The 26,883-nt window shown below is 32.6% G+C and carries 31 protein-coding genes; 30 read left to right on the plus strand and 1 reads right to left on the minus strand.

The annotated features are described in order from the left end of the window. The 30 genes from HZR23_RS11465 to HZR23_RS11610 all read left to right on the plus strand — a co-directional run bounded on the left by HZR23_RS11465 (position 1) and on the right by HZR23_RS11610 (position 25,125). A complete protein-coding gene (locus tag HZR23_RS11465; RefSeq protein WP_132847597.1) occupies positions 1–1,317 on the plus strand; it encodes a flagellar hook-length control protein FliK in 1,317 nt (438 codons plus the stop codon). A gap of 14 nt (positions 1,318–1,331) precedes the next feature. Then, the gene (locus tag HZR23_RS11470) at positions 1,332–1,748 is read left to right on the plus strand and encodes a flagellar hook assembly protein FlgD (protein ID WP_132847598.1); all 417 of its coding nucleotides are present in this window, start codon (positions 1,332–1,334) and stop codon (positions 1,746–1,748) included. Between the two features lie 41 nt (positions 1,749–1,789). Next, a complete protein-coding gene (locus tag HZR23_RS11475; protein WP_132847599.1) occupies positions 1,790–2,182 on the plus strand; it encodes a TIGR02530 family flagellar biosynthesis protein in 393 nt (130 codons plus the stop codon). Between the two features lie 87 nt (positions 2,183–2,269). Then, positions 2,270–3,598, plus strand: a complete 1,329-nt coding sequence (locus tag HZR23_RS11480) for a flagellar hook protein FlgE (protein WP_132847600.1) — start codon at positions 2,270–2,272, stop codon at positions 3,596–3,598. 57 nt (positions 3,599–3,655) lie between these two features. Next, a complete protein-coding gene (locus tag HZR23_RS11485; protein ID WP_132847601.1) occupies positions 3,656–3,877 on the plus strand; it encodes a flagellar FlbD family protein in 222 nt (73 codons plus the stop codon). Between the two features lie 2 nt (positions 3,878–3,879). Continuing rightward, positions 3,880–4,662, plus strand: a complete 783-nt coding sequence (locus HZR23_RS11490) for a flagellar motor protein (protein WP_132847602.1) — start codon at positions 3,880–3,882, stop codon at positions 4,660–4,662. Next, complete coding sequence (locus HZR23_RS11495; protein WP_132847603.1) at positions 4,662–5,420, plus strand: OmpA/MotB family protein; 759 nt, start codon at positions 4,662–4,664, stop codon at positions 5,418–5,420. The genes HZR23_RS11490 and HZR23_RS11495 overlap by 1 nt, the downstream gene beginning before the upstream one ends. 13 nt (positions 5,421–5,433) lie before the next feature. Then, positions 5,434–5,850, plus strand: a complete 417-nt coding sequence (locus tag HZR23_RS11500) for a flagellar basal body-associated FliL family protein (RefSeq protein WP_132847604.1) — start codon at positions 5,434–5,436, stop codon at positions 5,848–5,850. A 38-nt stretch (positions 5,851–5,888) separates the two neighbouring features. Beyond that, positions 5,889–6,884, plus strand: coding sequence for a flagellar motor switch protein FliM (gene fliM, locus HZR23_RS11505; protein ID WP_132847605.1), 996 nt, complete (start codon positions 5,889–5,891; stop codon positions 6,882–6,884). Then, positions 6,877–8,001 carry a flagellar motor switch phosphatase FliY gene (gene fliY / locus HZR23_RS11510; protein ID WP_132847606.1) on the plus strand — a complete coding sequence of 375 codons (1,125 nt, stop codon included), beginning with the start codon at positions 6,877–6,879 and terminating at the stop codon, positions 7,999–8,001. The genes fliM and fliY overlap by 8 nt, the downstream gene beginning before the upstream one ends. 108 nt (positions 8,002–8,109) lie before the next feature. Further along, positions 8,110–8,466 carry a response regulator gene (locus HZR23_RS11515; RefSeq protein ID WP_132847607.1) on the plus strand — a complete coding sequence of 119 codons (357 nt, stop codon included), beginning with the start codon at positions 8,110–8,112 and terminating at the stop codon, positions 8,464–8,466. Between the two features lie 4 nt (positions 8,467–8,470). Beyond that, complete coding sequence (locus tag HZR23_RS11520) at positions 8,471–8,878, plus strand: flagellar biosynthetic protein FliO (RefSeq protein ID WP_132847608.1); 408 nt, start codon at positions 8,471–8,473, stop codon at positions 8,876–8,878. Continuing rightward, on the plus strand, positions 8,868–9,653 hold the full coding sequence (gene fliP / locus HZR23_RS11525; RefSeq protein ID WP_243098159.1) for a flagellar type III secretion system pore protein FliP: 786 nt from the start codon (positions 8,868–8,870) through the stop codon (positions 9,651–9,653). Before HZR23_RS11520 ends, fliP begins: the two co-directional genes overlap by 11 nt. A 12-nt stretch (positions 9,654–9,665) precedes the next feature. Continuing rightward, positions 9,666–9,935 (plus strand): flagellar biosynthesis protein FliQ, encoded by a 270-nt coding sequence (fliQ, locus tag HZR23_RS11530; protein WP_132847610.1) that lies wholly within the window; start codon positions 9,666–9,668, stop codon positions 9,933–9,935. Positions 9,936–9,948: 13 nt separating this feature from the next. After that, on the plus strand, positions 9,949–10,740 hold the full coding sequence (gene fliR, locus HZR23_RS11535; RefSeq protein WP_132847611.1) for a flagellar biosynthetic protein FliR: 792 nt from the start codon (positions 9,949–9,951) through the stop codon (positions 10,738–10,740). Between the two features lie 5 nt (positions 10,741–10,745). Next, the gene (gene flhB, locus HZR23_RS11540) at positions 10,746–11,831 is read left to right on the plus strand and encodes a flagellar biosynthesis protein FlhB (protein ID WP_132847612.1); all 1,086 of its coding nucleotides are present in this window, start codon (positions 10,746–10,748) and stop codon (positions 11,829–11,831) included. Between the two features lie 13 nt (positions 11,832–11,844). Beyond that, positions 11,845–13,875: a flagellar biosynthesis protein FlhA gene (flhA, locus tag HZR23_RS11545; RefSeq protein WP_132847613.1), complete on the plus strand. Its 2,031-nt coding sequence runs from the start codon at positions 11,845–11,847 to the stop codon at positions 13,873–13,875. Further along, positions 13,875–15,038: a flagellar biosynthesis protein FlhF gene (gene flhF / locus HZR23_RS11550; protein ID WP_132847614.1), complete on the plus strand. Its 1,164-nt coding sequence runs from the start codon at positions 13,875–13,877 to the stop codon at positions 15,036–15,038. Before flhA ends, flhF begins: the two co-directional genes overlap by 1 nt. Then, positions 15,035–15,934, plus strand: a complete 900-nt coding sequence (locus HZR23_RS11555) for a MinD/ParA family protein (protein WP_132847615.1) — start codon at positions 15,035–15,037, stop codon at positions 15,932–15,934. The genes flhF and HZR23_RS11555 overlap by 4 nt, the downstream gene beginning before the upstream one ends. Positions 15,935–15,944: 10 nt before the next feature. Continuing rightward, positions 15,945–16,592: a flagellar brake protein gene (locus HZR23_RS11560; RefSeq protein ID WP_132847616.1), complete on the plus strand. Its 648-nt coding sequence runs from the start codon at positions 15,945–15,947 to the stop codon at positions 16,590–16,592. A gap of 1 nt (position 16,593) precedes the next feature. Continuing rightward, on the plus strand, positions 16,594–17,661 hold the full coding sequence (locus tag HZR23_RS11565; RefSeq protein WP_132847617.1) for a protein-glutamate methylesterase/protein-glutamine glutaminase: 1,068 nt from the start codon (positions 16,594–16,596) through the stop codon (positions 17,659–17,661). Positions 17,662–17,665: 4 nt separating this feature from the next. Then, positions 17,666–19,714, plus strand: a complete 2,049-nt coding sequence (locus HZR23_RS11570; RefSeq protein WP_132847618.1) for a chemotaxis protein CheA — start codon at positions 17,666–17,668, stop codon at positions 19,712–19,714. 12 nt (positions 19,715–19,726) lie between these two features. Next, a complete protein-coding gene (locus HZR23_RS11575) occupies positions 19,727–20,173 on the plus strand; it encodes a chemotaxis protein CheW (RefSeq protein ID WP_132847619.1) in 447 nt (148 codons plus the stop codon). 24 nt (positions 20,174–20,197) lie between these two features. Beyond that, positions 20,198–20,815 (plus strand): chemotaxis protein CheC, encoded by a 618-nt coding sequence (locus HZR23_RS11580; protein WP_132847620.1) that lies wholly within the window; start codon positions 20,198–20,200, stop codon positions 20,813–20,815. Continuing rightward, the gene (locus HZR23_RS11585) at positions 20,815–21,303 is read left to right on the plus strand and encodes a chemotaxis protein CheD (protein WP_132847621.1); all 489 of its coding nucleotides are present in this window, start codon (positions 20,815–20,817) and stop codon (positions 21,301–21,303) included. The genes HZR23_RS11580 and HZR23_RS11585 overlap by 1 nt, the downstream gene beginning before the upstream one ends. Positions 21,304–21,327: 24 nt before the next feature. Then, the gene (locus HZR23_RS11590) at positions 21,328–22,053 is read left to right on the plus strand and encodes a FliA/WhiG family RNA polymerase sigma factor (protein ID WP_132847622.1); all 726 of its coding nucleotides are present in this window, start codon (positions 21,328–21,330) and stop codon (positions 22,051–22,053) included. Between the two features lie 20 nt (positions 22,054–22,073). Continuing rightward, positions 22,074–23,891: a FapA family protein gene (locus HZR23_RS11595; protein ID WP_132847623.1), complete on the plus strand. Its 1,818-nt coding sequence runs from the start codon at positions 22,074–22,076 to the stop codon at positions 23,889–23,891. Further along, complete coding sequence (locus HZR23_RS11600; protein ID WP_132847624.1) at positions 23,872–24,201, plus strand: hypothetical protein; 330 nt, start codon at positions 23,872–23,874, stop codon at positions 24,199–24,201. The genes HZR23_RS11595 and HZR23_RS11600 overlap by 20 nt, the downstream gene beginning before the upstream one ends. Before the next feature lie 11 nt (positions 24,202–24,212). Continuing rightward, entirely contained in the window at positions 24,213–24,680 is a 468-nt protein-coding gene (locus tag HZR23_RS11605) for a hypothetical protein (protein ID WP_132847625.1), read from the plus strand. Between the two features lie 10 nt (positions 24,681–24,690). Next, entirely contained in the window at positions 24,691–25,125 is a 435-nt protein-coding gene (locus HZR23_RS11610; RefSeq protein WP_132847626.1) for a hypothetical protein, read from the plus strand. Between the two features lie 131 nt (positions 25,126–25,256). On the opposite strand, the gene HZR23_RS11615 is transcribed toward HZR23_RS11610, so the two are convergent. Beyond that, the gene (locus tag HZR23_RS11615; RefSeq protein ID WP_132847627.1) at positions 25,257–26,873 is read right to left on the minus strand and encodes a flotillin family protein; all 1,617 of its coding nucleotides are present in this window, start codon (positions 26,871–26,873) and stop codon (positions 25,257–25,259) included. Positions 26,874–26,883: the final 10 nt, after the last annotated feature.

Here is a 26,883-nt window from a genome sequence, read left to right on the forward strand (position 1 = left end):
ATGAATGGGATAAATCAATTATTAGTTATGGATTTCTCAAGTAATAAATTTAAAAATACAGAAATAGATTTTGGCTCTAAAAAAGACTCCAGCTTCCAGAATATACTTCATAACACATTTAAAAAGAATACGGACAAAAACTTTAATTTAAATAATAAGGATAATAGACTTCCAAATGATCTAAAGCTAATGAATTCACCTTCTGTGAATTTTAATAAATTTACAGCAAAAGAAGGCAGCAAGTTAACTAATGAAAGCAGTCTACCACTAGAAACAGAAACTGATGAAGTGTGTATAATTGAAACATCATCAGATGAAGAAGTTTGTGTAGAGATGTTGCTAGACTTAATAAATATGCTACAAGCTTTTGTTAATGATGAGCCAAAGGACATAACGGAGAAAATCAAAGTAGTATTCGAAAATCTTAATGAGCTTAATGTGAGCGAGAACTTTAAGCAAGAGGTTAGTATATTACTAACAGAGATCAGTAGCTTAATAGAGAATTTTGAGAAAACTGCACATAATTCGGATTTTAAGTCGGCTTACTCAGAGAAGCTTAATGAATTATTAAATAAAGTAAGCAAACTGGAGACGAAAGAAACGAACAAAAAAAATGTTAAAGAGTTGAAAGTAACAGAAGAAAAGGATGTTAATGTTATTACTACTCCTAATAATAAAGATTCAGTTAAGCCAAGCAGTAATCAAGACCATAGTTACGATACAAAAGAAAAAAAGGGTAACGAATTAAATACTAAAGAATTTAGTTCAAGTCTAGTTAATGATGAGGAACTAAAAAATGAGGGACCAAAAGAGGCTAATATTAGTGTGACACAAAGCATAAGGGGTGAATTACTCTCTAAGGTGAGTGCCAATGGTCTTCCATCAAAGGTGAACTCTAACAATATTATGACTCAAATTGCTAGTCAAATTAATAAAGTCAATCTTAATGGTCTTAATGAAATAAAAATTCAACTTATGCCAGAGAATCTAGGTAAATTGTCATTAAAGATTTCTACTACAGATAATTTAGTATCTGCAAAAATTATAGCTGAAAGTATACAAATAAAGGAGATTATTGAAAGTAATCTTAATCAATTAAGGGATTCCTTATCTGAAAAAGGTATTTCAATATCGAATGTAGAGGTATTTGTTGGACAGGACTCTGACGCATATAGACATAAGCAAGCCTTACAGCAAATGCTTAAAGGGAAAAAATCAAATAACTCTATCGAGGATATACAATTAGTTAGTGAAGATGTTAGTATAGGGGTTTCAAATCCATATTTAGAAGAAAACAGCTTTGATATGATGGGTTAAAGGAGGGTTATAACATGTATAATGATATAAGTGGAGTTAATAGATATAGGGACTACTCTAATACAAGCAAAAACAATCAAAAATTTAACAATGAATTGAATAAAGATGCATTTTTAAGGCTACTGACCACTCAGTTAAAAAATCAAGACCCACTAAAGCCAATGGAAGATAGAGAGTTTATTGCACAAATGGCCCAATTTACTTCTCTTGAACAAATGCAAAACTTAAATGAGACTGTAAAATCAAATAATCAAACTATGTTAGAACACTTAGCTTCAATGAATAACAATATGGTAAAAAGCCAATCCTCAATTTTGCAAACCTTAGAAGAAATAAACAAGTCTATAAAAAATATAAATAACAAGCCTGAACAAACAACGCCAAATAATGGACAAGCTTCTGAAGAAGCTATTGAAACTGCTGAACAATAAGTACGAGTGTATTTTAGGAGGCAGAATAAGGTGGTGAAAGCATGATTACATACAATAGAGTGAATAACAACTCTGTTAAAAATGATTTGATTAAAGGTGCGCATATCAATAAAAGCACGTATTCACATAATAAAAACATTAATTTTAATGAAATACTTCATAAAACTGTAAATAAAAATGTTGAGTTAAAGTTTTCAAAGCATGCTTCTGAGAGACTAGATCAGAGAAATATAAAGTTAACTATGGAAGAATTAGAAAAGCTTAATAATGCTTTAGATAATGCATCCCAAAAAGGTATCAAAGAGACCTTAATCATTATGGAGAAGAAAGCATTTATTGCGAATGTAAAAAACAAAGTAATTATAACTGCTGCCGTAGAGGAACAATTATGTGAAAATATTTTCACTAATATAGACGGTGCAATTATTATATAAGCCGGACCAACTGTGGAGGCTTATAAATCACTTCTGACTGACAGATGAAGTGAAAAAAATAAAAAAAAATCAGGGGGTCATTTAATTATGATGCGTTCAATGTTTTCAGCCGTATCGGGTTTAAGAGCACACCAAACTCGAATGGATGTTATAGGTAATAATATTGCCAATGTTAATACAGCAGGATTTAAGGGTGCAAGGGTAACCTTTCAAGAGGTTTTTAATCAGACCTTAAGGGGAGCAGGTTCACCTCAAGCAGGAAAAGGGGGAACTAACCCTCAACAAGTAGGTCTAGGTATTAGTATAGCCTCAATGGATACATTCCATATCCGTGGCTCTGTTGAAACAACAGGTTATAACACAGATGCAATGATTAATGGAGAAGGTTTCTTTATAGTAGCTGATGGAGACGTAAGAAGCTATACAAGAGCAGGAAGCTTTGGCTTAGATGAGGCTGGAAATTTAGTAACTGCAGATGGTTTTAAACTACTAGGGTATATGTATGACTCAGAAAGACAAAGATATATAAACTCATTAACAGGACTTCAGGTATCGAAATCTATGAGTTTTCCTGCATTAGCAACGAGCGGAGTAACCTTTGGAGGAAATTTAAATGCTAATACCCAAATGCGTACCGGAGATGTTCCAGTTGAGATAGGGACCGCCCCCGATAATAGACCAACAACAATTAATGACCTAGGGAATACAGTAGCTAGGGATACTACCTTTACTGTTTACGATGAAAGAGGAGGAACTCATGATATTAGAGTTGCCTTTGTAAAAAGAGAAGTAGCACCTCCGACGCCACCTGCACTACCAACTTCTCAATACGAGGTTGTTTTAATTAATAGTGATGGAACAGTACAAATACCTGATGCGGCTAATAGGGCAATTATTACATTTGATAGTAGTGGAAAACACGTAAGTGGAGGACTACAAATAACTGTTAATCCAAGTAATGGAGCTAGCCCATTTGATTTTAGTGTAGACTTTAGTAAACTTACGGATTTTGCAAATGAATCCGATGCTTCCGCAGAGCATGTTACTGGATATAAGCAGGGTAGTTTAAGTGACTTTGCAATTGATGCTAATGGAGTTATAACAGGGTACTTTAGTAATGGACAAATGAGGCCAATTGGACAAATGATGTTAGCTAACTTTAGTAATCCATCTGGACTTCAAAAGACAGGGTCTAACCTTTATAGAGTAACATCAAACTCTGGTGAACCTTTAATGGGTCAACCAGGCACTGGTGGTAGAGGATCACTTAATCCGGGGGCATTAGAGATGTCAAACGTTGATTTATCAAGAGAGTTTACTAATATGATTACGACTCAGAGAGGATTCCAAGCGAATTCAAGAGTTATTACCGCAAGTGATGAAATGCTTCAAGAAGTTGTAAATATGAAACGATAGAATTTAATAACTGCTCGGGCAGCAAAGTCTGCCCGAGTATAAATAGAGGATGATTTTATGATTAGATTAACCAGGTTTAATGAGTCTGTGTTTGTTTTGAATGCTGAGCTAATTCAAACAATTGAAGAGACTCCAGATACAGTTATTACTTTAGTTAATGGTCAAAAGATTCTAGTTTTGGAAGATAGTCAAAAAGTTATAGAGAAAGTTGTTGAATATAAAAGAAATATATTTACTAGTCACTCTTTAGGGGAATTTAGCAAAGAGAAAGAGGTGTAGAAGTGGATTTAGCAACCATAATTGGAATAGTTGTAGGATTGGTGTTTGTAGTAGCTGGTATTTTAGTAGATGGGGACTTATTAACATACCTAAATTTACCATCGATTCTAATTGTACTGGGAGGGACAGTTTCAGCAACGTTTGTTGCATATCCTTTATCTAGAGTACTTGCGGCAATGAAAATAGTTTCAAAGGCTTTTTCTAGCAACGATGTTGAGCCTTCAGAAATCATAGGGAAAGTTATTGGATTAGCAAATACAGCAAGAAAAGAGGGTCTACTGGCTCTTGAGGAGGCAGCAAGTGAGATTGATGATAAGTTCCTTCAAAAAGGAATTATGTTAATCGTTGATGGAACTGACCCTGAGCTCGTAAGAAATCTTCTAGAAACAGAGTTGAACTTCGTTGAAGAGAGACATAAGGAAGGTCAAGGAATTTTTGAAGCTATGGGTTCTTATGCACCGGCATTTGGCATGATAGGTACCCTTATTGGACTTATAAATATGTTAAGATCTTTAGATGATCCTTCTACAATTGGACCAAGTATGGCTGTAGCACTTATAACAACATTTTACGGTTCTTTGCTAGCGAACCTAATATTCCTACCAATTGCAAATAAGTTAAAATTAAGAAGTAAAGAAGAGATTATGAGAAAAGAGATAATGGTTGAAGGTTTACTTTCAATTCAAGCCGGTGAAAATCCTAGAATTATAGAGGAAAAGCTAAAAGCATTCTTACCACCTAAATTAAGAGAGTCAATGGAAAAAGAGGAAGGTGTTAAAGCGTAATGGCTAGGAGAAAGTCAAGCGATGACGAAGCTAAAAAAGGTGCACCTGAATGGATGACTACATATGGGGATATGGTAACTTTATTGTTATGTTTTTTTGTTCTTCTTTTTGCTTTTTCTGAAGTAGATGCTAAAAAATTTGATGCTTTTATTCAATCATTCCAAGGTTCTTTAGGGGTACTAGATTCTGGTTTAACTATAGAACAGAGTGACTACATATCAGAGGCTATGCTACATGACTTAACGACTAAGCAGCAAGAGGAACTCGAAGATTTTAGAAAATTAAAAGAGAGATTAGATGAATTCTTGCAAGATAGGAACCTTGATGCAGATATTTTAATTAGCTTAGAAACTAGAGGCTTGGTAGTCAGATTTCAAGATAATGTATTGTTTGACCCAGGCGACGCAAGATTAAAATCCGAATCAGAGAAAATATTGCTCGAAATTGCAGAATTTATGCAATTACCTGAATATGAGGAAAAAAATATTAGGGTGGAAGGGCATACAGATACTGTTCCAACAGGCAATAATTCGAAATATGAAACTAACTGGGAACTATCAACAACTAGAGCAACAAATGTAGTAAGATATTTATCTGAAAAAGTTGGTTTAAGACCTGAAAGGTTTACTGCTTCAGGATTTAGTGAATATCATCCTGTAGCACCAAATGATACTAGAGAAAACAAAGCAAAGAATAGGCGGGTTGATATAGTTATTTTAAGAACTGAGTTTATAGCTCCTTCGCCAGACCTTAATTAAATGGGGGATATACATGAATACAAAAAAAATAATTCTTTATCTGTCAGTTGGAGTATTAATATCAGCAGTTTTTTTTGGTAGTATATTTTATTTTTTATTTATGAGAAATAGTGAGACTGCAGTTAAGCCTGTGAAAACCTATGAGTATAGTATAGGTGATTTTACAACTAACTTAGGAAATGCTAGAAGCTATTTTAAAGGCAAGATAGTTGTGGAAGTAACTGATAAAAAGCTTGTAGAAAAATTTCCTGAAAACGATGCTAGAATTAGAGATAGGGTAATAAAGACTCTTATTGACAAAAAGCCAGAGGATATAATGAATCCAACGGGACAACAAAATTTAAGAAAAGAGTTAATTAATGAAATTGCTACACTAATGGAAACTGATAAAATATCAAACTTATTCTTTACAGATTATATAGTACAATAAGTAAATTGTAGGTATTTTAATGGCGGGAGGTGATGTAGTTGTCAGAAATAATGTCTCAAAATGAAATAGACGAACTCTTAAAGGCGCTTAGTACTGGAGAGGTAAATGTAGATGAAATTAAAGAAGAGAAAATGGAGAAAAAAGTTAGAAAATATGACTTTAAAAGTCCTAAAAAACTTGCCAAGGATCAACTACGTACCCTGCAAATTATACATGAGAATTTTTCAAGAACTTTAAACACATTTTTATCTGGATATTTAAGAAGTTTTGTACAAGCTGAAGTATTATCAGTTGAAGAGCTTTCATATTACGAATTTGGTAATTCAATTGTGAATCCATCAGTATTATCTATAGTTAATTTTAATCCATTAAGTGGACAGATTATTATTGATTTATCACCATCTATTGCATTTACAGTAATTGATAGAATTTTAGGAGGAAGCGGAAAACCATTTGATGAAATTAGAACTTTTACAGAGATAGAAACAACGATAGTTAAGAAATTAATGAGGCAGATATTAGAAATTATGATAGACCCTTGGGAGAATGTAATAGAGCTTGAACCTAAGCTTGACAAGATAGAAACTAATTCGCAATTTGTGCAAATCGTATCACCAAATGAGACTGTTGCTTTAATTACATTAAGTTTAAAAATTGGTGAGATAGACGGAATGCTTAATGTATGTATACCTCACATAGTTATAGAACCAATACTAGAAAAACTAAGTACAAAGTTCTGGTTTTCTAGCGTAAGCAAATCTGTAACTGATGAAGATAAGAAAACTCTACAAAAAAGAGTTGAAAAAAGCAAAGTCAATTTAAGTGCACAATTGGGATCAACACATATAACTGTTAGGGACTTCCTAGAACTACAAATAGGAGATGTAATAGGATTAGATAAAGTAGCTCATGAGGAGCTAGAAATAGAGGTTGGCGATAAGCTGAAATTCTTTGGTGTGCCAGGAACTGTTAAAAACAAAATGGCGATCAAAATAACAAAGATAATTAAGGGGGTCGAAGAATACTATGACTGATATGTTATCCCAAGAGGAAATTGACGCACTATTAAGTGGGAGCAGTGTGTCATCTTATGAAGAAAAAGATACGTATACTTTAGCGAACATAGATTTCAACGATAATGAAAAGGATGCTATTGGAGAAATAGGTAATATTAGTATGGGAACTTCCGCAACAACCTTATCTACATTATTAGGTCATAGGGTTAACATTACTACACCAAAGGTTTCTGTAACTAGTATAGAAGAACTTTCAGATTTATATCCGTTACCTTTTGTTGCTGTAGATGTTAGATATAAGGAAGGGCTAGAAGGAACTAACATCTTGGTTATAAAAGAGGAAGATGTAAAAATTATAACTGACTTAATGATGGGTGGCCATGGGGTTCCTAGCGATGAGCCATTATCAGAACTGCATCTTAGTGCAATTAGTGAGGCAATGAATCAAATGGTAGGTTCAGCTTCTACGTCGTTATCCGAAATGTTTTCAAAAAAGATAGATATACTTCCACCTAGAGCTTTTCAAATAAATCTTAGAACAGATGATTTATCTTCTGCATTCTCTGATTTAAATACTAGATTTGTTCGTATAGCTTTTAGGATGGTAATAGGAGATTTAATAGATAGTGAAATTATGCAAATGATACCATTAGACTTTGCTAAGCTAATGGTTGATATGTTAATGGGTGGTGGACTTGCGGCTGAGCCAATAGCCCCTACTACTGTAAGTATTGAACGAGAGAGCGTTCAAAGACCTACACCACACTCACATAGTAATACTAGGACAGAGGAAAGAAAAGTTGAAAAACCAAAGGAAACTATAAATGTTCAACCCATTCAATTTCAATCCTTCGACAATCCTTCAGCGAGAAATATGCCAGAAAATATTGACCTTATTCAGGATGTTCCGCTTAAAGTTACGGTTGAATTAGGAAGAACTGTTAAAAAAATTAGTGAGGTTCTTGAATTTGGGCCAGGTACAATTGTGGAACTAGATAAAATTGTAGGTGAACCTTTAGATATTTTAGTAAATGGCCAATATGTTGCTAAAGGGGAAGTTGTAGTAATAGATGAAAACTATGGTATAAGAATTACTGACATTATAAATCCTACTAAGAGATTTTCCAAATTATAAGGTTAGTTATATAAAATAAGCAATATTCATAATTGACATAAGTATGATATAATCATAGTATTATTATAAAAAACAGAAGAATTTTAAGATTTTAAGGAGGAGTACCTAATGGGAATTTTAATAGTTGATGATGCAGCATTTATGAGAATGATGATTAAAGACGTTTTAACAAAGAATGGGATGGAAGTTGTTGGTGAAGCAGAAAACGGAGCTAAAGCAATAGAAAAATATAAGGAACTTCAACCGACACTAACAATTATGGATATAACTATGCCTGAAATTGATGGAATTCAGGCAGTAAAAGAGATTAAAAAAATGGATCCTAATGCCAAAATTATAATGTGTTCTGCGATGGGACAACAGGCCATGGTAATTGAAGCTATTCAAGCAGGGGCTAAAGATTTTATTGTTAAGCCTTTCCAAGCTGATAGAGTAATCGAAGCAGTAAAAAAGGTTTTAGGGTAATACTTTGGATAATATTTTTAACATCTCATATTACTTTTTTTCAATTTTTGTTGTAGTAATTATTATAGTACTAGCGTACTATGGGACTTTTTTTGTTGCTAAAAAATCCAATAGCCTACTTAAAAATCGACATGCGAAAGTTTTAGAAAAAACTACAATAGGATTGAATTTAAATGTAATTGTAATTCAAATAAATAATAAAGTTTATATACTAGTGCAACATTATAAAGATATTGAATTACTGGATGTAATTAACCAAGAAGAATGGGACAATTTCAAACAATCAAATTTAGATACTAATATTAATTTTAATGATATTGGAATTAATGGATTAAATAACATAAAGCGAATAATTTTTCCAAAACGTAATGATATAAAGGGTGAGAATGATAAAAATTGGAATGAAAAATAAGTCATTTTTAAAACATCGAAATATATATGCTGTGTTACTTGTATGTGTAGTTCTAATTTTTTTATTTGCCTCAATTGATAGGGCTTATGCTCAGCCTATTCAGGTTCCAAGAATAAATATAGGAATTGATGAAGCTCAAAGCCCCCAAGAAGTAACTTCTTCTTTACAGCTATTGTTACTACTGACAGTTCTATCAATAGCTCCGGCAATATTAATTATGATGACAAGTTTTACACGAATTATTATTGTACTTTCCTTTATCAGGAATGCAATTGCAACCCAACAAACACCACCTACTCAGGTATTAATTGGACTGGCACTATTTTTAACATTCTTTATAATGAGTCCTGTAGCTACTAATATAAATGACAATGCACTTCAGCCCTATTTAAATCAAGAGATTTCTCAAGAAGTTGCATTTACAAATGCCATGGAACCTATTAGAGATTTCATGTTAAGGCAAACTAGGGAAAAGGACTTGGCTCTTTTCATTGAAATTGGGAATGTAAATGTTCAAAATAACTTGGAAGAAGTACCAAATACTGTTTTAATTCCTGCATTTATAATTAGTGAATTAAAGACTGCATTTCAAATTGGTTTTATTTTGTTTATACCATTTTTAGTAATAGATATGGTCGTAGCTAGTACATTGATGTCTATGGGTATGATGATGCTACCGCCAGCAATGATATCTCTTCCTTTTAAGCTATTACTATTTGTAATGGTTGATGGATGGAACATTGTTATTAGATCATTAGTACTAGGTTTTAGGTAAAGGTGGATTCCTATGAATGAAGCATTAGTTATAGAATTAGGACAACATACGTTATTTACAATACTACTAATGGCTGCTCCGATGCTCGGAATAGGCCTAATAGTGGGCCTTGCTGTAAGTATTTTTCAAGCAACTACACAAATTCAAGAAGCAACTTTGGCATTTATTCCGAAAATTGTTGCGGTTTTTGCATCCATAGTTATTTTCGGGCCATGGTTACTTTCAGTAATACTTAATTTTACTATAAGATTATTTACAAATATGGGAACTTTTATACAGTAAAGAGTGATATTATATGGACTTATTCTTAAATTATTTTGTATATAGCTTTAGTATATTTTTTCTAATTTTTGTAAGAGCCACAGGGATTTTTGTAGCAGCGCCATTTTTTAGTAGAAATAGTATACCTATGATTGCTAAAATTGGTTTGTCAATACTGGTGGCTTTTATATTATCACCTGGGATAATCCCTGGTACTGTACTTTCTATAGATAATTACTATCAATTAACCTATTATGGAGTATACGAATTTGTAATCGGAATTATTATAGGGTTTGTTGGTTTCATGTTTTTAAGTGCTTTATATCTAGCTGGAACAATTATTGATACACAAATAGGTTTTAGTATGGTTAATGTACTAGACCCTCAAACAAATTCTCAAATTCCTGTACTTGGTAGCTTCTATAACATACTATTTACATTGATTTTCCTGGCAGTAAATGGACATCACTTTATTGTAAGGGCTTTAGTCTATAGCTATAAAGTAATTCCAATTGGGAGAGGGATTGTATTTAACGATAATTTAATCTCTCATATTACTATAATAATGACCCAGGTTTTCATATTTGCAATTAAACTTGGAGCTCCAGTTTTAGCAACAATATTTATTGCAAATGTACTGCTGGGAGTACTTGCAAGATCTATGCCTCAGATGAACGTATTTATAGTGGGCATGCCTCTTAAAATAGCAGTAGGACTTGTCACAACTATAATCACATTACAATATTTAGTTCCATTTTCAGAGAATCTATTTGATACAATGTTTAATTCAATAATCCGAGTATTAGAAATATTAGCAAAAGGTTGATTGATATGGAATTCATAATAAATTTACAGCTCTTTTCTGAGGAAAAGACAGAAAAGGCAACCCCTAAGAAGGTTAAGGATTCTAGAGAAAAGGGACAAGTATTACAAAGCCGTGAAATTAATTCAGCTTTTGTTTTATTAGCCTCGTTCTCCACATTATATTTCCTTGCATCTTATATTGGAAACATGATGAAAGGGTTTACAATTTTCGTTTTTGAAAACTTCCTAAATATAGATTATCTACTTACTTACGGTGCTATAAATAGACTATATTTATTAGGAATATACACAATATTTAGAATTACGTTCCCTATTGGGGCAATATGCCTTTTAGTAGGGTTAATTTGTAGCTATTCACAGGTTGGATACCTTTTTACAACCAAAACTTTAGCTCCCAAATTGAGTAAATTAAATCCTTTAGAAGGATTTAAACGTCTTTTTTCTATGAAGTCATTGGTTGAGCTAGTTAAGTCCCTAATAAAGATTATTATGGTTGGGTTTTTAGTTTTTAGATATGTAGTTAGTCAAATAAACGTACTTTTAAGTACGATTGCTATGGGCATAGATTCAATAGTAATAACTATTACTAGAGTTACAATTAATATAGCCCTAAGGGCTGGTATGGCTTTATTAGCAATTGCTATCTTAGACTATCTCTTCCAAAAATATGATTATGAGAAAAACCTTAAAATGACAAAGCAAGAGGTTAAAGAGGAGTATAAGCAGACCGAGGGTAACCCTCAAATTAAATCAAAAATAAAAGAGAAACAACGTCAAATTGCTATGAGAAGAATGATGCAGGATGTGCCAAATGCAGATGTAATCATTACAAACCCAACACATTTTGCAATTGCTATAAAATATGACCCCCATAAGTTTGAAGCACCTAAGGTAATTGCTAAAGGAAAGGATTTAATAGCGCAAAACATCAAAAAGCTTGCAATGGAACATAACATACCCCTAGTAGAGAATAAACCATTAGCAAGAACGCTGTTTGATCTAGTTGATATCGATGAATTTATACCACCAGATTTATATGAAGCAGTTGCAGAAGTATTAGCTTATGTTTATCAGCTAAACAATAGAATTTAACGGAGGATTAGACATGAAACATGGCGATATTTTAGTTGCCTTAGCCATAATTGCAATAGTCATAATGATAATTATACCAATACCTCTAGGACTACTAGATGTTTTGCTAAGTTTAAATATATCTTTAGCACTATTAATTATGTTAATTGCAATGTACACTCAAGAAGCACTTAATTTTTCAATATTTCCATCAATACTTTTACTAACAACAATGTTCAGATTAGCACTTAATATTACAACGACAAGATACATCTTATCTACAGGTGATGCAGGTGATCTTATAGATACTTTTGGTAACTTCGTTATGCAAGGGAATCCTATAGTTGGATTTATTGTATTCATAATAATAGTTATAGTGCAGTTCCTGGTTATAACAAAGGGGTCAGAGAGGGTAGCTGAGGTTGCAGCAAGATTTACACTTGATGCGATGCCTGGTAAACAAATGGCTATAGATGCAGATTTAAATGCAGGTCTAATTAATGACACCGAAGCAAGAGATAGAAGAAAGAAGGTTCAAAGGGAATCTGATTTTTACGGAGCCATGGATGGGGCCAGTAAATTTGTTAAGGGAGATGCAATAGCGGGTATTATTATAACGATAATAAACATACTAGCAGGTTTCATAATTGGAATGAGTTTTGAGGGATTAGGTTTTGCTGAAGCAATTGGTAAATATACACTATTAACCGTTGGAGATGGTCTAGCCAGTCAAATTCCTTCGCTCTTAATTTCAACTGCAACTGGTATTGTTGTAACAAGAGCTGCTTCAGAAGGTAATTTAGGTACGGATTTATTAAATCAATTATTTAATCAACCTAAAATTATGTTTATTATATCCGGGGTACTTTTTCTTTTAGGGGCATTTACTCCACTACCTAGAGTACCATTTCTTTTACTATCAATGATGTTTCTATATTTAGGATTTAATCTTAGAAAAGCAATTAATAGAAAAGAATTTGAGGCGATACCAGATGAAATTGAAAATACAGTGGAAGAGAAGAGAAAGCCTGAAAATGTACTTCCATTATTAAATGTAGACCCAATTGAATTAGAATTCGGATATGGTATTTTACCATTGGCTGATGCAAGTCAAGGTGGAGACTTATTTGATAGGCTAGTTATGATTAGGAGACAGTGTGCTTTGGAGCTTGGAATTATTGTACCTATGATAAGGCTAAGGGATAATATTCAATTAGAGCCAAATCAATACATTATTAAAATTAAGGGTATAGAAATAACTTCCGGGGAAATAGTTTTCGATCACTATATGGCAATGAATCCTGGTAATGCAGATGGGGAAATAGAAGGTATAGACACAATAGAGCCAGCTTTTGGACTCCCTGCAAAGTGGATTAATGAATCTGAAAGAGAGAGAGCAGAGATTTTGGGATATACGGTTGTTGACCCACCTTCAATAATAGCTACTCATCTAACAGAAATAATTAAAAGGCATGCACATGAATTATTAGGTAGACAAGAGGTCAAAAAGCTAATAGATAATATTAAAGAACATCATCCTGCTGTAGTTGAGGAAATAATTCCGAATCCACTTAGTCTAGGTGACATTCAGAAAGTACTAGGAAACCTTCTTAAAGAAGGTGTATCTATAAGAGACTTAGTCACTATTTTAGAGACTCTAGCAGATTACTGTCACATTACTAAGGATACGGATATGTTAACAGAATATACGAGACAGTCTTTAAGTAGGGCTATAACTAAGCAGTTTATCACTAACCAGCCTACAAGAGTTATAACTTTAGATAAGTATTTAGAACAACAAATAATAGAATCGATACAGCAAACTGAATCGGGTACGTATATTTCGCTACAGCCTGATATAATTCAAGGTATGTTATCAAATCTATCCTACGAAGTGCAAAAACTTGTTTCAGTTGGAGATCAGCCAATTATAATAACGGCACCAATTGTAAGGCTATATTTTAAAAGAATCTCTGAGCAATTAGCTTCTGATTTAATAGTATTATCATATAACGAAGTAGATCCTTCTGTGGAAATTGAGTCTGTAGGGATGGTGAGTGCGTAATGAAGGTAAAAAAGTTTCTAGCTAACGATAATCATGAAGCAATGTTAAAAGTAAAAACTGAATTAGGACCAGATGCTGTTATTCTTCATCAAAGGAAGGTTAAGCCTAAAGGCTTTTTCGGTCTGTTCAAAAAGCCCTTAGTTGAAATAGTAGCAGCACGAGAAGAGATCTCAACTAATTCAGAAAATAAAGATAAAAATGTTGAAGCTTCAGTAGAAGATAAGTTAAAGAGGAAAATTGATTCTAAGGCTACCTCAATAAATGTAAAAGAGAATAAAGAAGATTTAAATAAAGAAATAACTGAAATAAAAGGAATGCTACAGGCTGTGCTTTGTGGAATTAACAATAAACAAATTCCAAATATACCTAGTGGAACAAATGAATCACTAACTCAATTTTATAATTATTTAATTACCCAGGAAATCAATGAAGAGCTTCTATACAAGATAGTAGACCAATTCAATGATTTAATTAAGGACAATAACTTAGGTGAAGTTGACAAATCTATAGTCTACAGTAAGTTTGATGAACTTATAAGAGGCCTTGTAACAGATCAAGGACATATGCTTGATTCAAAAATTATCTTCTTTGTAGGCCCTACAGGAGTTGGAAAAACAACAACAATTGCAAAGCTTGCAGCTAATTTTTCAATAAATGAAGGAAAAACAGTCGGACTAATAAGTGCTGATACTTATAGAATTGCTGCAGTTGAACAGTTAAAGACCTATTGTAATATTTTGAATGTACCAATGGAGGTTATTTATGAGTCCTCTGAAGTCAATGATGCAATAAAAAAGCTTAGGGATAAAGACATAATTTTAATAGATACAGCAGGGAGAAGTCATAAAAATGTTCAACAGGTTCAAGAACTTAAACATTTAATAAATGAAGTTCAAGAAAAAGAAATCTATTTAGTAATGAGTTGTACTACTAATAATAAGGATTTAAAAGAAATTATTAAATCCTATGAGTTTTTAGAGGATTATAAAATAATTTTTACTAAATTAGATGAGGCAACTACAGTTGGGCAAATACTTAATGTGGCTTATGAAACTAAAAAACCAATATCTTATATTACTACTGGTCAAAGTGTACCTGATGATATTGAGATTTTAGATATAAATAAAGTATCGTCCCTTCTGTTGAAGGAGGCTGAGTTATGATGGATCAAGCGTCAAAGCTTAGAGAGATGATTAGCAGGAAAAGTACCATTAATGAAGATATAAACTTATTATCTTCCAACACAAACCAGGCATCCTCAAGAATTATTTGTATAACAAGTGGTAAAGGGGGAGTTGGAAAGACTAACTTTACGATTAATTTAGCAATAGCCTTAAGCAAACAAGATTTAAGAGTTGTTGTAATAGATGCTGATCTAGGACTTGCAAATATTGATGTTGTAACTGGTAGTATTCCTAAATTTACACTTTTAGATATTATTAGAACCGATAGAAGTATTGAAGAAATAATGAATGATGGACCGGGGGGTGTTAAAATTATTTCTGGTGGATCTGGAGTATTGGATTTAGTAGATATGCCCCAGGAAAATTTCGATAAAATAATTGGTAGGCTAGATGAGGTATGTAAATATGCAGATATAATTCTTATTGATACAGGTGCTGGCATATCAAAATCAGTTATGTCATTTGTGTTAGCAGCAAATGAAGTTATTGTTGTAACAACACCAGAACCAACTGCAATTACAGATGCATATGCCATGATTAAAACAGTAAGTTTACAGGATAAGGGTAAAAAAATAAAAGTAGTAATAAATAGATCTGAGAACATTAATGAGGGAAAAATTACGTTCGAAAAGCTACAAAATGCTAGTGAGAAATTTTTAAATGTAAAAATAGAAAAACTAGGCTACTTAGTAGATGATTCTAACGTTAGTAGGGCAGTTAAATTACAAAATCCTTTTCTGCTACAGTTCCCTAACGCTAGAGTCAGTAAGAACATTGAGCTTATAGCTTTAAATGTAAATAGTAGCAAAGCTACGAGTGAAGAAGGCTTTGAGTCAAAGGGATTTTTCAATAAAGTAATTAGTTTCTTTAAATAGGGGTGACGCTATGAATCTAACAGAATTTAAGATAGGCGACAAATTAGAAATAATAGTTCAAAATAATAGCGAAAGTAATATAAGGCCTCCGCAATTAATAAGTCAATTGGTTGATATTAAAGATGATTTACTGTATATTTCTATACCATTAGTTTATGGTGAGCCATTTAGATTTAAAAGAAATTCGAAAATTAAGATAATAATTTACAGAGAAGAAAAAGGAATATACAGCTTTACCGGAGAAATAGTAAATATGGTTCAAAGAAACATCATTATGTATGGCGTTAAGCTTATTGGTGAGGTTGAAAAAGAACAAAGAAGATTTCATTACCGTTTACAAAATACAAATAAACTAATTCTTAAATCCACTGAAAGAGATTTAACTGAAACCTGTTATACTAAAGATATAAGTGGAGGTGGAACTAAAGTAGCATGTAAAAGTGATTTCAATAAAAATGAAAAGGTTATTTGTCATATAAACATTGAGGGAGAAATAGTTAATGCTACTGGAGAAATAGTTAGGAAAGTAAAGAATTTTGATACGAACAACAACGAGATAGGTATAAAATTTATTGAAATTACTGATATAAACAGAAATAAAATTATCTCATACATATTTAAGGAACAAAGACTATTGAGAAAAAAAGGGCTGATTTAATATGAAATCTAATTACAAAAGCATAAAAGTTTTAATAGCTGATGATTCAATATTTATTCAGAGGGTTTTGACTGACTTGTTGAATACGGATGACGAGATTGATGTCATTGGAGTAGCCAAAAATGGACAAGATGCTATTGATAAAGTAAAGGAACTAAAGCCTGATGTAGTTACTATGGATGTTGAAATGCCCAAGGTTAATGGAATAGAGGCTTTAAAGGTTATTATGGATGAATCACCAGTACCCGTAATAATGTTAAGTAGTTTAACTTATGAAGGGGCACATTCTACTTTAACTGCATTGGAATATGGGGCTGTGGATTTTGTTCAGAAACCCATGGGAGTATTTGATTTAAACTCTAAAAACAATAAAAATGAAATAATAAATAAAGTTAAAATTGCTCACAAAGCGAAAATAATAAAAAAGGATAGTTTGACTGTTAATAGGCCTAGTCCCTTTAAAATTGAGGAGTATACGAGGAGAAGTTTACACACGACTATAGTAGGTATTGGTATTTCTACTGGAGGGCCAAGGGCATTACAGTACATACTACCTCAAATCCCCGGAAATATTCCAGCTAGTTTTTTAGTAGTACAACATATGCCTCCTAATTTTACAAAGTCTTTAGCGGATAGATTAAACACTATATGTCAAGTTAAGGTAAAAGAGGCGGAGGATGGAGAACTAGTAAAACCGGGATATGTATATATTGCACCTGGAGATTATCATTTGAAAATTAGGGAAACAGGGGCTGAATATGTAATCCAACTAGGGAAAGAGGATGCAGTTTCAGGGCACAGACCATCTGTAGACGTACTTTTTAATTCATTATCAGAATTAAAATTAACTAATAACATTATTGCAGCTGTTTTAACTGGGATGGGATCTGATGGAACTAAGGGTGCATTAAACTTAAAGAGTAAAAAAGGGTCCTATATAATTGCACAGGATGAAGAAAGCTCAGTAGTATATGGTATGCCTAAAAGTGTTGCAAAGGCTGGAGTAGTTGATGAAATAGTATCACTAGATAAAATAATGAATGTAATAATTAATAGGGTGGGGGTGTAGTTTTATGGATATGAATCAATATTTAGATATTTTTATGGAAGAATCAAAAGAACATTTACAGGGGATGAACGCGATTTTACTTAGGCTTGAAAATTCGCCTAAGGATAGTGGTTTATTAAATGAAATTTTTAGAATTGCTCATACTTTAAAAGGTATGTCAGGCACGATGGGCTTTAATAATATTTTGCACTTAACGCATGAAATGGAAAATGTATTGGACAATTTAAGAAACGGAAAGATGGAGATTACTACTAATGTTATAGATATTTTATTTGAGTGCTTCGATCAATTAGAAAACTATATATCAAAGATTGAATCTACAAATTCTGAAGGAGAAATGATTTCAGGGGATTTAATAAACAAATTAAATAGACTACTTAGTTCTCCAAATAGTGTTAATGACTATGTACAAGAGACTACGGCCATTGTTAAAAACGAAGAAGAAATAAATATTGAGGTAAGTGATTACGTTGCCAAGGTAATTAAAATAGCCACTGAAAAAGGCTTAGGGGCATACTCAATTAAAATTACCTTAGATAGTAAGTGTATGCTTAAATCAGCCAGAGCCTATATAATTATTAATTCCTTAGAAAGGCTTGCGGAGATAATACATTCTGAGCCTTCAATTGAAGATATTGAAGATGAAAAATTTGACTTATCGTTCCAATTAATAGTTGTCTCAGAGCATGAAGTTGAAAAAATACAGAAAGAGCTTAACTCTATTTCAGACATTGAAAGTGTTGAAATAAAAAGCTTAGATGAGAAAAATATATCTTCAAATCATAGCATTGCAGCTAATGAAGAAGTAGCTGTTGCCCAAGAGGCGATTGCCTTTAGTTCTCCTAACTTTAGTGTTAATAATAACATTTCAGAGGAAGCTGAAAATACCTCTAAAAAAGGTAAGTCCTCTAAAACAGTTAGAGTAGATATAGATAGATTAGATAACTTAATGAATTTGGTAAGTGAGCTTATCATTATTAAGACAAGACTTGAAGATACTGATAACGCAGAAGATAGACAGAGTATGAATGAGGCAACTGAACAACTTGAACGTATTACTACAAGCTTACATGATGCAGTTATGAAAGTAAGGATGGTTCCTATAGAGAGGACTTTTAATAGATTCCCTAGAATGGTAAGGGATTTATCAAGAGACTTAGGAAAAGAAATCTCCTTAATAATGTCAGGGGCAGAGACTGAAGTAGATCGAACTGTAATTGATGAAATTGGTGATCCGCTTATTCACTTAATTAGAAACTCTATTGATCATGGGATTGAAGAAACATTAGAAAGAGTTAGGCTTAATAAGGACAAGGTAGGAAAAGTAAAACTTAAAGCATATCCGGATGGCAATAGTGTTGTAATTGAAGTTGAAGATGATGGAAAAGGCATAGATATAGAAAAGGTTAAAGCAAAAGCACTTGATAAAAACGTAATTACTCTTCAACAGAGTCAGATGTTAGATGATAATCAAATAGTTCAATTGATTTTTGCACCAGGATTTAGCACAGCTGATAAAATATCAGATATATCCGGTAGAGGGGTTGGCTTAGACGTAGTAAAAACTAAGATAGAGTCTCTTGGCGGAACTGTAGAAGTGGATTCTGTAAAAAATAAAGGAAGCAAATTTATTATTAGACTTCCACTTACTTTAGCGATTATTCAAGCATTACTAATCTATGTTGGTAAGGAAAAGTATGCAATTCCATTAAATAATATTAAAGAAATAACGACAATAGATTCAGACAGTATTAGAAAAATACAAGGAAATGAAGTTGTATTATTTAGAAATACTACATTACCAATACTAAGGTTATCAAACTTATTAGATGTACCAGATGCGGAAAATGAAAACTCTGCTGAATGTTCAGTTGTTATTGTTAAAAAAGGTGAGAAAACTGCTGGTATTTTAGTAGATGGACTTATCGGTCAACAAGAAATTGTAATAAAATCCTTAGGTAAATTTTTAAACAATACTAGTGGTATAGCAGGAGCTACTATACTAGGTAATGGCTCGGTAGCTTTAATTGTTGATACAAATTCATTTTTTTAAGGGGTGAAAAGCTTGAGTAATAATAATGGCACAACTAACCAATACGTAGTATTTAATTTGGAAAATGAATATTATGGAGTAAATATTAATTATGTAGAAACTATAGAGAAAGTATCTGCAATAACACGAGTACCTAAGGCACCTTACTATGTTAAAGGAGTAATTAATCTTAGAGGCGAAGTAGTACCTGTAATAGATATAAGAAAAAGGTTTAATTTACCAGATAGTGACATTACAGATAATACACGTATTATTATTCTCTCTGTAGAAGAAATGATAATGGGCATAATTGTAGACAGCTCATCAGAAGTAATTACAATTAGTAAAGATTTAATTGAGAATACTTCGAATCTTATTAATTCATCAGAAGATGATTATATTAATGGTATAGGAAAAATTGAAAATCGAATGATTATTCTCTTAGATGTTCATAAGATTTTCGACTTAAAAGCTTCTTAAATGATATAGGGGGTGTTTTCTAGTATGGCCTTTTCAGTTAACGATTTAAACAATCTGCATCTAGATGTGCTAAGAGAGATTGGGAATATAGGCGCAGGTAATGCTGCTACGGCCCTAGCAACTTTAATAAATAAAAAGGTGGATATGAACGTACCTAAAATTCAAATTCTTGACTACAATGATATCTCACAAATATTAGGTGGGGAGGAAGCAGTCGTTGCTGGTATTTACTTTGGAGTAGATGGCGATATCGAAGGAAACATTATGTTTTTACTTGATTATGGCTCTTCAAAGAAGCTAACGGGCATGCTTATGGGAAAAGATGACAATAGAGAAGAATTAGATGACATGGATCGTTCCGCATTACAGGAAATTGGTAATATTTTATCTGGTTCATATATTTCATCTCTATCTGCATTAACTGGACTATTTCTTAATCTGTCTGTACCTTCATTATGTATTGATATGGCTGGTGCAATTTTAAGTGTACCTGCTATACAGTTTGGTTATGTTAGTGATAAAGTTCTTTTGATAGAGACTGAGCTAATGGAAGGAAATGATTTAGTTAAGGCGAATTTTTTCTTAATTCCTGACATCAATTCCTTTGATATCTTATTAAATAGTCTAGGAGTGTATAATTAATGCAAGAAATAATAAAGGTAGGTATGGCTGATTTAAAGGTAGTCAAGTCTCCGAATGTTTTGACCACCTTAGGACTAGGATCTTGTATAGGTATAGCACTATATGACAGGCATACAAAAATTGCTGGACTAGCTCATATAATGCTACCGGACAGTGCTCAAATAAAGAACAATATGAATAAGGCTAAATTTGCAGATACAGGTATAGAACTATTAATAGAGCAGATGATTGTATTAGGTTGTAGTAAAAGTAGATTAACGGCTAAAATTGCTGGGGGTTCCCAAATGTTTAACTTTGGGAATAGTAATAATGATATTATGAAAATTGGATATAGAAATGCGGTTGCTACTAAAGAAATACTTTCTAAGTACAATATACCAATAGTTTCAGAAGATACAGGTGGTAATTATGGTAGAACAATTGAACTCTATTCTGATACAGGAACCTTGGTCGTTAAAACAATTGGACATGGTATTAAAGAAATATAACAACTCTAAGCTAGGAGGTTATTAATGGATTATAAAAGTCTTTGGCTCAAATATAAAAGCGAAAACGACTTCGATGCTAAGAGTAAACTAATTGAGAATTATGTAGAACTAGTTAAGATAATTGCTGGTAGGCTATATTCATCATATGGTTCAAATATTGAATATGATGATTTAGTAGGGTATGGTATTTTTGGTTTAATAGATGCAATAGAAAAGTATGATATGAGTAAAAACGTAAAATTTGAAACATATGCTCAAATTAGAATACGAGGGGCTATAATTGATAAGTTAAGAAATTTAGATTGGGTACCTCGTTCCATTAGACAGAAAGCCAAGCTTATTGATGAAACATATAATAAGCTAGAGGGGTTATTAGGGAGAGGTGTAAAAGAAATAGAAGTAGCAAATGAACTGAATATAACATTACAAGATTTACACTCCATAATGCAGCAAGTAAATAGTGTCAATATTATTTCTTTAGAAGAGAAGCTAGTGGAGGGCAACCTGAATAATGCAAATTTCTCGAACTCAGACATGACGCCAGAGAATATCCTTTGTAATCAGGAAGTATATGATAATCTTAAAACAGGTATCGATTCTTTACAAGATAAAGAGCGACAGGTAGTATCTCTATATTATTACGACGAGCTAACTTATAAAGAAATTGGAGTTGTTTTAGGGATTTCTGAATCTAGAGTATCACAAATACATTCTAAAGCAATTCACAAGTTGAAAGTATTATTGATGTAAGTAAAAAAGGGGGGGTTAACTTGAGTAATACAAATCTAATTTTTAGCGGTGATACCTATGAGGAAGCTTTAAAGAAAGGACTAGAGCACCTAAATTTAACTGAAGACAAAGTAGAGGTAAAGGTGCTAGAAGAAAGAAAAGGATCTTTTTTTAAAAAAGCGTTTATAAAATTAGAAATAGCCCCTAGATTAACTACAAGTAATAGTAATGTTAAAGAAAATGACCAAAAGAAGTTTATCGTTGCTGAGGATACAATAATACCTTTTAAAATCAAATATACTGAAGAAGGTGTTTTTCTAGATGTATACTTTTTTGATCGGCCTACTGAACTTCAAGCATCTATTCTTGAATTTATTAATATTAAAAGGGTTCAAAACGTCGATACAAATATAATAAAGACTTATATAAATGAAGCAAATCCTACATCAATTTTAATTGCGCCCCCACAACAGGAGGTTTTAGTTGATGAGGATATAGAAGTAGCATTATCTAGAGATAAAATGCAATGCCATATTGTTTTAAATAAAGGATATGGGGGCAAATCAATAACAGCAGAAAAGATAATAAGTAAATTAAACGAAAATGGAATTAACTATGGAATAAGTTATGAATTAATCGAAAATTTTCTAAGCAATAAAGAGTTTAATGAGAAGGTATTAATAGCGGAAGGTAAGAAGCCAATTAATGGTATTAATGCAAAGATTATATACTATTTCGATACTCATGCTAGTAACAGTCCGAAAATGTTAGAGGACGGTAATGTTGATTTTAAACAGCTGAACTTAATAAAAAATGTTAAAAAGGATGAACTTATTTCCGAAATAACCCCACCTACAGAGGGTGTTAACGGTTATGATGTTACTGGAATTGAATTACGTCCCCTTAGTGGGAAGCCCACAAACTTTAAAAAAGGAAAAAATACTTATGAAAGTGAAGATGGACTAAAACTTTATGCCAGTAGAGATGGACAGATTCTATTAAAAGATGGAGTCATAACGGTAAGTGAGGTGCTAGAGATAGCCGGAGACATTGATAATTCCACTGGGAATATAAAGTTTAATGGTAAGGTTATTGTTAAGGGGAATGTTAAATCAGGATTTTCTATAGAGGCTGATGGTGATATTATTGTCTATGGGGTTGTTGAAGGCGCTAGACTGAAGTCTCAGGGTGACATTATTCTTAATAGAGGAGTACAAGGTAATAATCAAGCATATTTAGAATGTACTGGTAATTTAGTTGCAAAATATATAGAAAATACAAAGATTGATGTAAAGGGAAGTATTGAAGCAGACTGTATTTTGCATAGCTGTGCAAAAGCTAAATCTAAAGTTCTTATATCTGGAAAAAAGGGGTTAATAGCAGGCGGAGAAGTTAAAGCCGGTGAAGAAATTAGTGCAATAACTATTGGCTCACATATGGGAACAAACACAAAACTTGAAGTAGGGATAGACCCAGATATTAAGAAAAAATTAAATGACATAAAAAATGAAATAACTGAAACTGAAAACAAGCTAGATGGTCTGAAAAAAACCATAGAGTTATTAAATAAGCAGTCAAAAATAGCAAAATTAAGTCAAGATAAACAAGAGATTTTTGTTAAATCAGTTAAGGCATATGAAGTCTTAAAGGAAAGACATGGATCTTTAACGTTAGAACTTAATATTATAGAGTCTAAAATCAACACTATGACAAAGGGAAAAATACACGCCTTAAAAACAATGTACCCTGGTGTTAAGGCTACTATATTAAATACAACTAGACAACTATATGATGAACTTGCAAACTGTACCCTGTACTTAAAAGAGGGAGAAGTAATGATTGGACCATATGAAAAATAGGGGTGAAATTATGTCGATTAGACCTATAGAATACCAATCAAGTTTACTCAATAGTGTTAATGAGGCTAAGAACAGGCATGTAGATTATAATAAATTGAAAGAAACCAACCAATATCTTCAGGTGCAGCTACAAAATGAAGTAAAGAGAAATCAAAAAAAAGTAGTTAACACCCATGAATGTATTAAGAAAAAAGTTGATGACGATAAAAAAGAACATTCACAAAAGAGAGAAGAAAAGGACCATAAAGGAAAGAAAAATAGTGATAAGATAGTTAAAACAAAGGGACATAATTTGGATATCTTTATTTGATGAGGTGTATTATGGATGTTAATTTAATAGTATTTATTGTTGGATGTGTTATAGTAGTAGGTACTTTGTTGTTCAATATTTATTCTAATAATAATAGAAGTCAAGCTCAACTGCAGAGTGTATACGAAACAAATATGAATCAATTCACTAATAATGTAAGCAGTAACAATAAAAACTCAAATGATATTGAGCAATTAAAAAGAGAAGTGATTTCTATTCAGAAGGAACTATCAACTGTTTTAGAAATATTAAATACAAATTTAATGAACACAGTTATAGAGCCTGTAGAGGATTTAAAACCTGATACAAAAAATAGCAAAATAGGAAGCTTTAGTAACATTTTAAATTATAGTAAATTTTTAAGTAATAATAAAGATATTATAGATAGATATAAAAACAATAAATCAATTGAAGAAATAGCGAAAGAACTCAATAAGAGCATAAGAGAAGTTGAAATGGTAATTAAACTAATTAAATGAGGTGACTTTTTTGCAGAAAGTTTCAATACAAAATATACTGATTGGTATTGGGATCGGTATGATGTTAACTTCTTCTTTTAACATGTTTAGCGGATATTTAGGGCATCCAACAATAAAAGATAATTTAACTGAGTATTCAAATAATGTGATTGAGAATAGTGATAGTAACATATTAAACGAGGAGTTAGAAACAGAAAATATAATAGAACAACAGAATAATGAAGAGCCTAATTCCACAGATTACTATCAGGTTGAGATAAAAAAGGGTATGACTACAGAACTAATAGCTGAACATCTAAAAGCAAAAAATATAATTGAAGATACTTCTGAATTTGTTGAATTAGCGATGAAATTAAGGATTACTACTAAATTTATCTCAGGGTATAAGAATATACCTCATGGAAGCACTTTAGAAGAAATTATGAGCATATTAACAAAAATCTAATAATTGAAAAATAAACATTTAAATGGTGCCATAACCTCTAGCAGGTATGGCACTTATATTTATGTTATAAATTTACACCCTCCCAAATGCAAAAATCCCATAGCTGACTATGGGATTTGATATAATAAGATTTATTTTTTTTCATCCTCTTTAATCGCTTCTACTACTTCCTTAGCTAAAATAGAAGCAACTTTTTGATCACCTTGGCCTTCCGGTATACCTGTCACGTCGAGCTTAACATTTCTGTCAGTCTTAGCCTGTATGGTCGTAGATTTCATAACCTCAGTAATATCGAAACCGATAGTTTCTTTAACAGCTTCAGTAACAGCCTTAAGTGCTCCAACAGTATATCTAGCAACTTCTCCTGCTCCACCATTTCCATCCCCAGAACCACCAATGATTGTAATATTTCCAATCTTAGATAATGGTTCAGATACTGCTTTTGCAATTTCAGGTAACTTCTCGATAACCATTTGTAATTTACCTGCTTCATCCATCTTAGCTAATGCTTCAGCTTTCTTTTCCAGTGCTTCCGCTTCCGCCAAACCTTTTTCTCTGATGGCAGTAGCTTCTGCTTTACCTTGTGCATCAATTACCTTCGCTTTTGCTTGACCTTCTAAAGCAAGTTTTTCAGCTTCAGCTTCAGCTTTCTTTAACTGCTCGAACTTGTTTGCTTCTGCTTCCATCTCACGTCTTTTCTTTTCAGCTTCGGCAGGTTTAACTACTGTTTCAAGAAGTTCAGCTTCTTTTCTCTCAGCTCTTTTTTTCGCAAGTTCTATATTTTTTTGCTCTGCTACGATTTGTACTTGAACTTCAGCCTCTGCGATTTCCTTAGTACGTTGTTTCTCTAATACTATGGCATCCATCTGAGTACTCTTTACGTCCTTAGACGTTATATTTGCCTGTATTTGATATGCTGCATCAGAAACCGCCTTTTGAGTCTCCTGTTCCTTTTTGTAAGCTAGTATTTTAAGCTCTTTGTTTTTCTCTGCTTCAGCAATCTGTGCTTCAGCTTCTAGCTCCGCCTGTCTACCAATTTTTATAGCATCAGCTGTCTTAATTTGTTGCTCCTTTTTAGCTTCAGCTGTACGTATTTCCCTTTCTTTAGCTGCCTCAGCTTCTGCGATAGCAGCCTGAGATTTAACTTTGGCAATCTGCTCCTTACCAAGGGCTTCTATATATCCTTCAGAATCTGTTATGTCATTAATTGTAAATGACTTTAGCTCTAATCCCATTTCTCCAAGTTCTGTTCCTGCTACCTTTTGAACTTTAGCTGAGAAAGCCTCTCTATCATTGTAGATGTCCTCTACACTCATGGAGGATACGATTTCTCTAAGCTTACCCTTACAAACCTCTGAAGCTTGTGTCCTTATTGCTGATACTGTTTCTGCTTCCTTACCACTGTTAAACTGCTGTACTGCATTTAATATACTTGCTTCATCATTCTTAACCTTTAGCACTACAACACCCTCTGCATTGATTGGTACACCAAGAGATGTTTTAGTTTGCTTAATTTCAACGTTAAACATAATGTTTTCTAGTGTAATCATATCCATTCTTTGTAGAATCGGAATTACAACTGTTCCGCCCCCTGTTAACACTTTAGGCTTGCCGGTACCTACAATAACCGCTGCCTTGTCTGATGGGACCTTTCTCCACGTGGTTAATACTGCTATTATAACTAAAACTAATCCTAAGAGTATAATACCTACTGTTCCAAATATGGATCCAAAAACTGAATCAAACATTATAAAATCC

It is taken from the genome of Serpentinicella alkaliphila, assembly GCF_018141405.1.
Taxonomy (GTDB): domain Bacteria; phylum Bacillota; class Clostridia; order Peptostreptococcales; family Natronincolaceae; genus Serpentinicella; species Serpentinicella alkaliphila.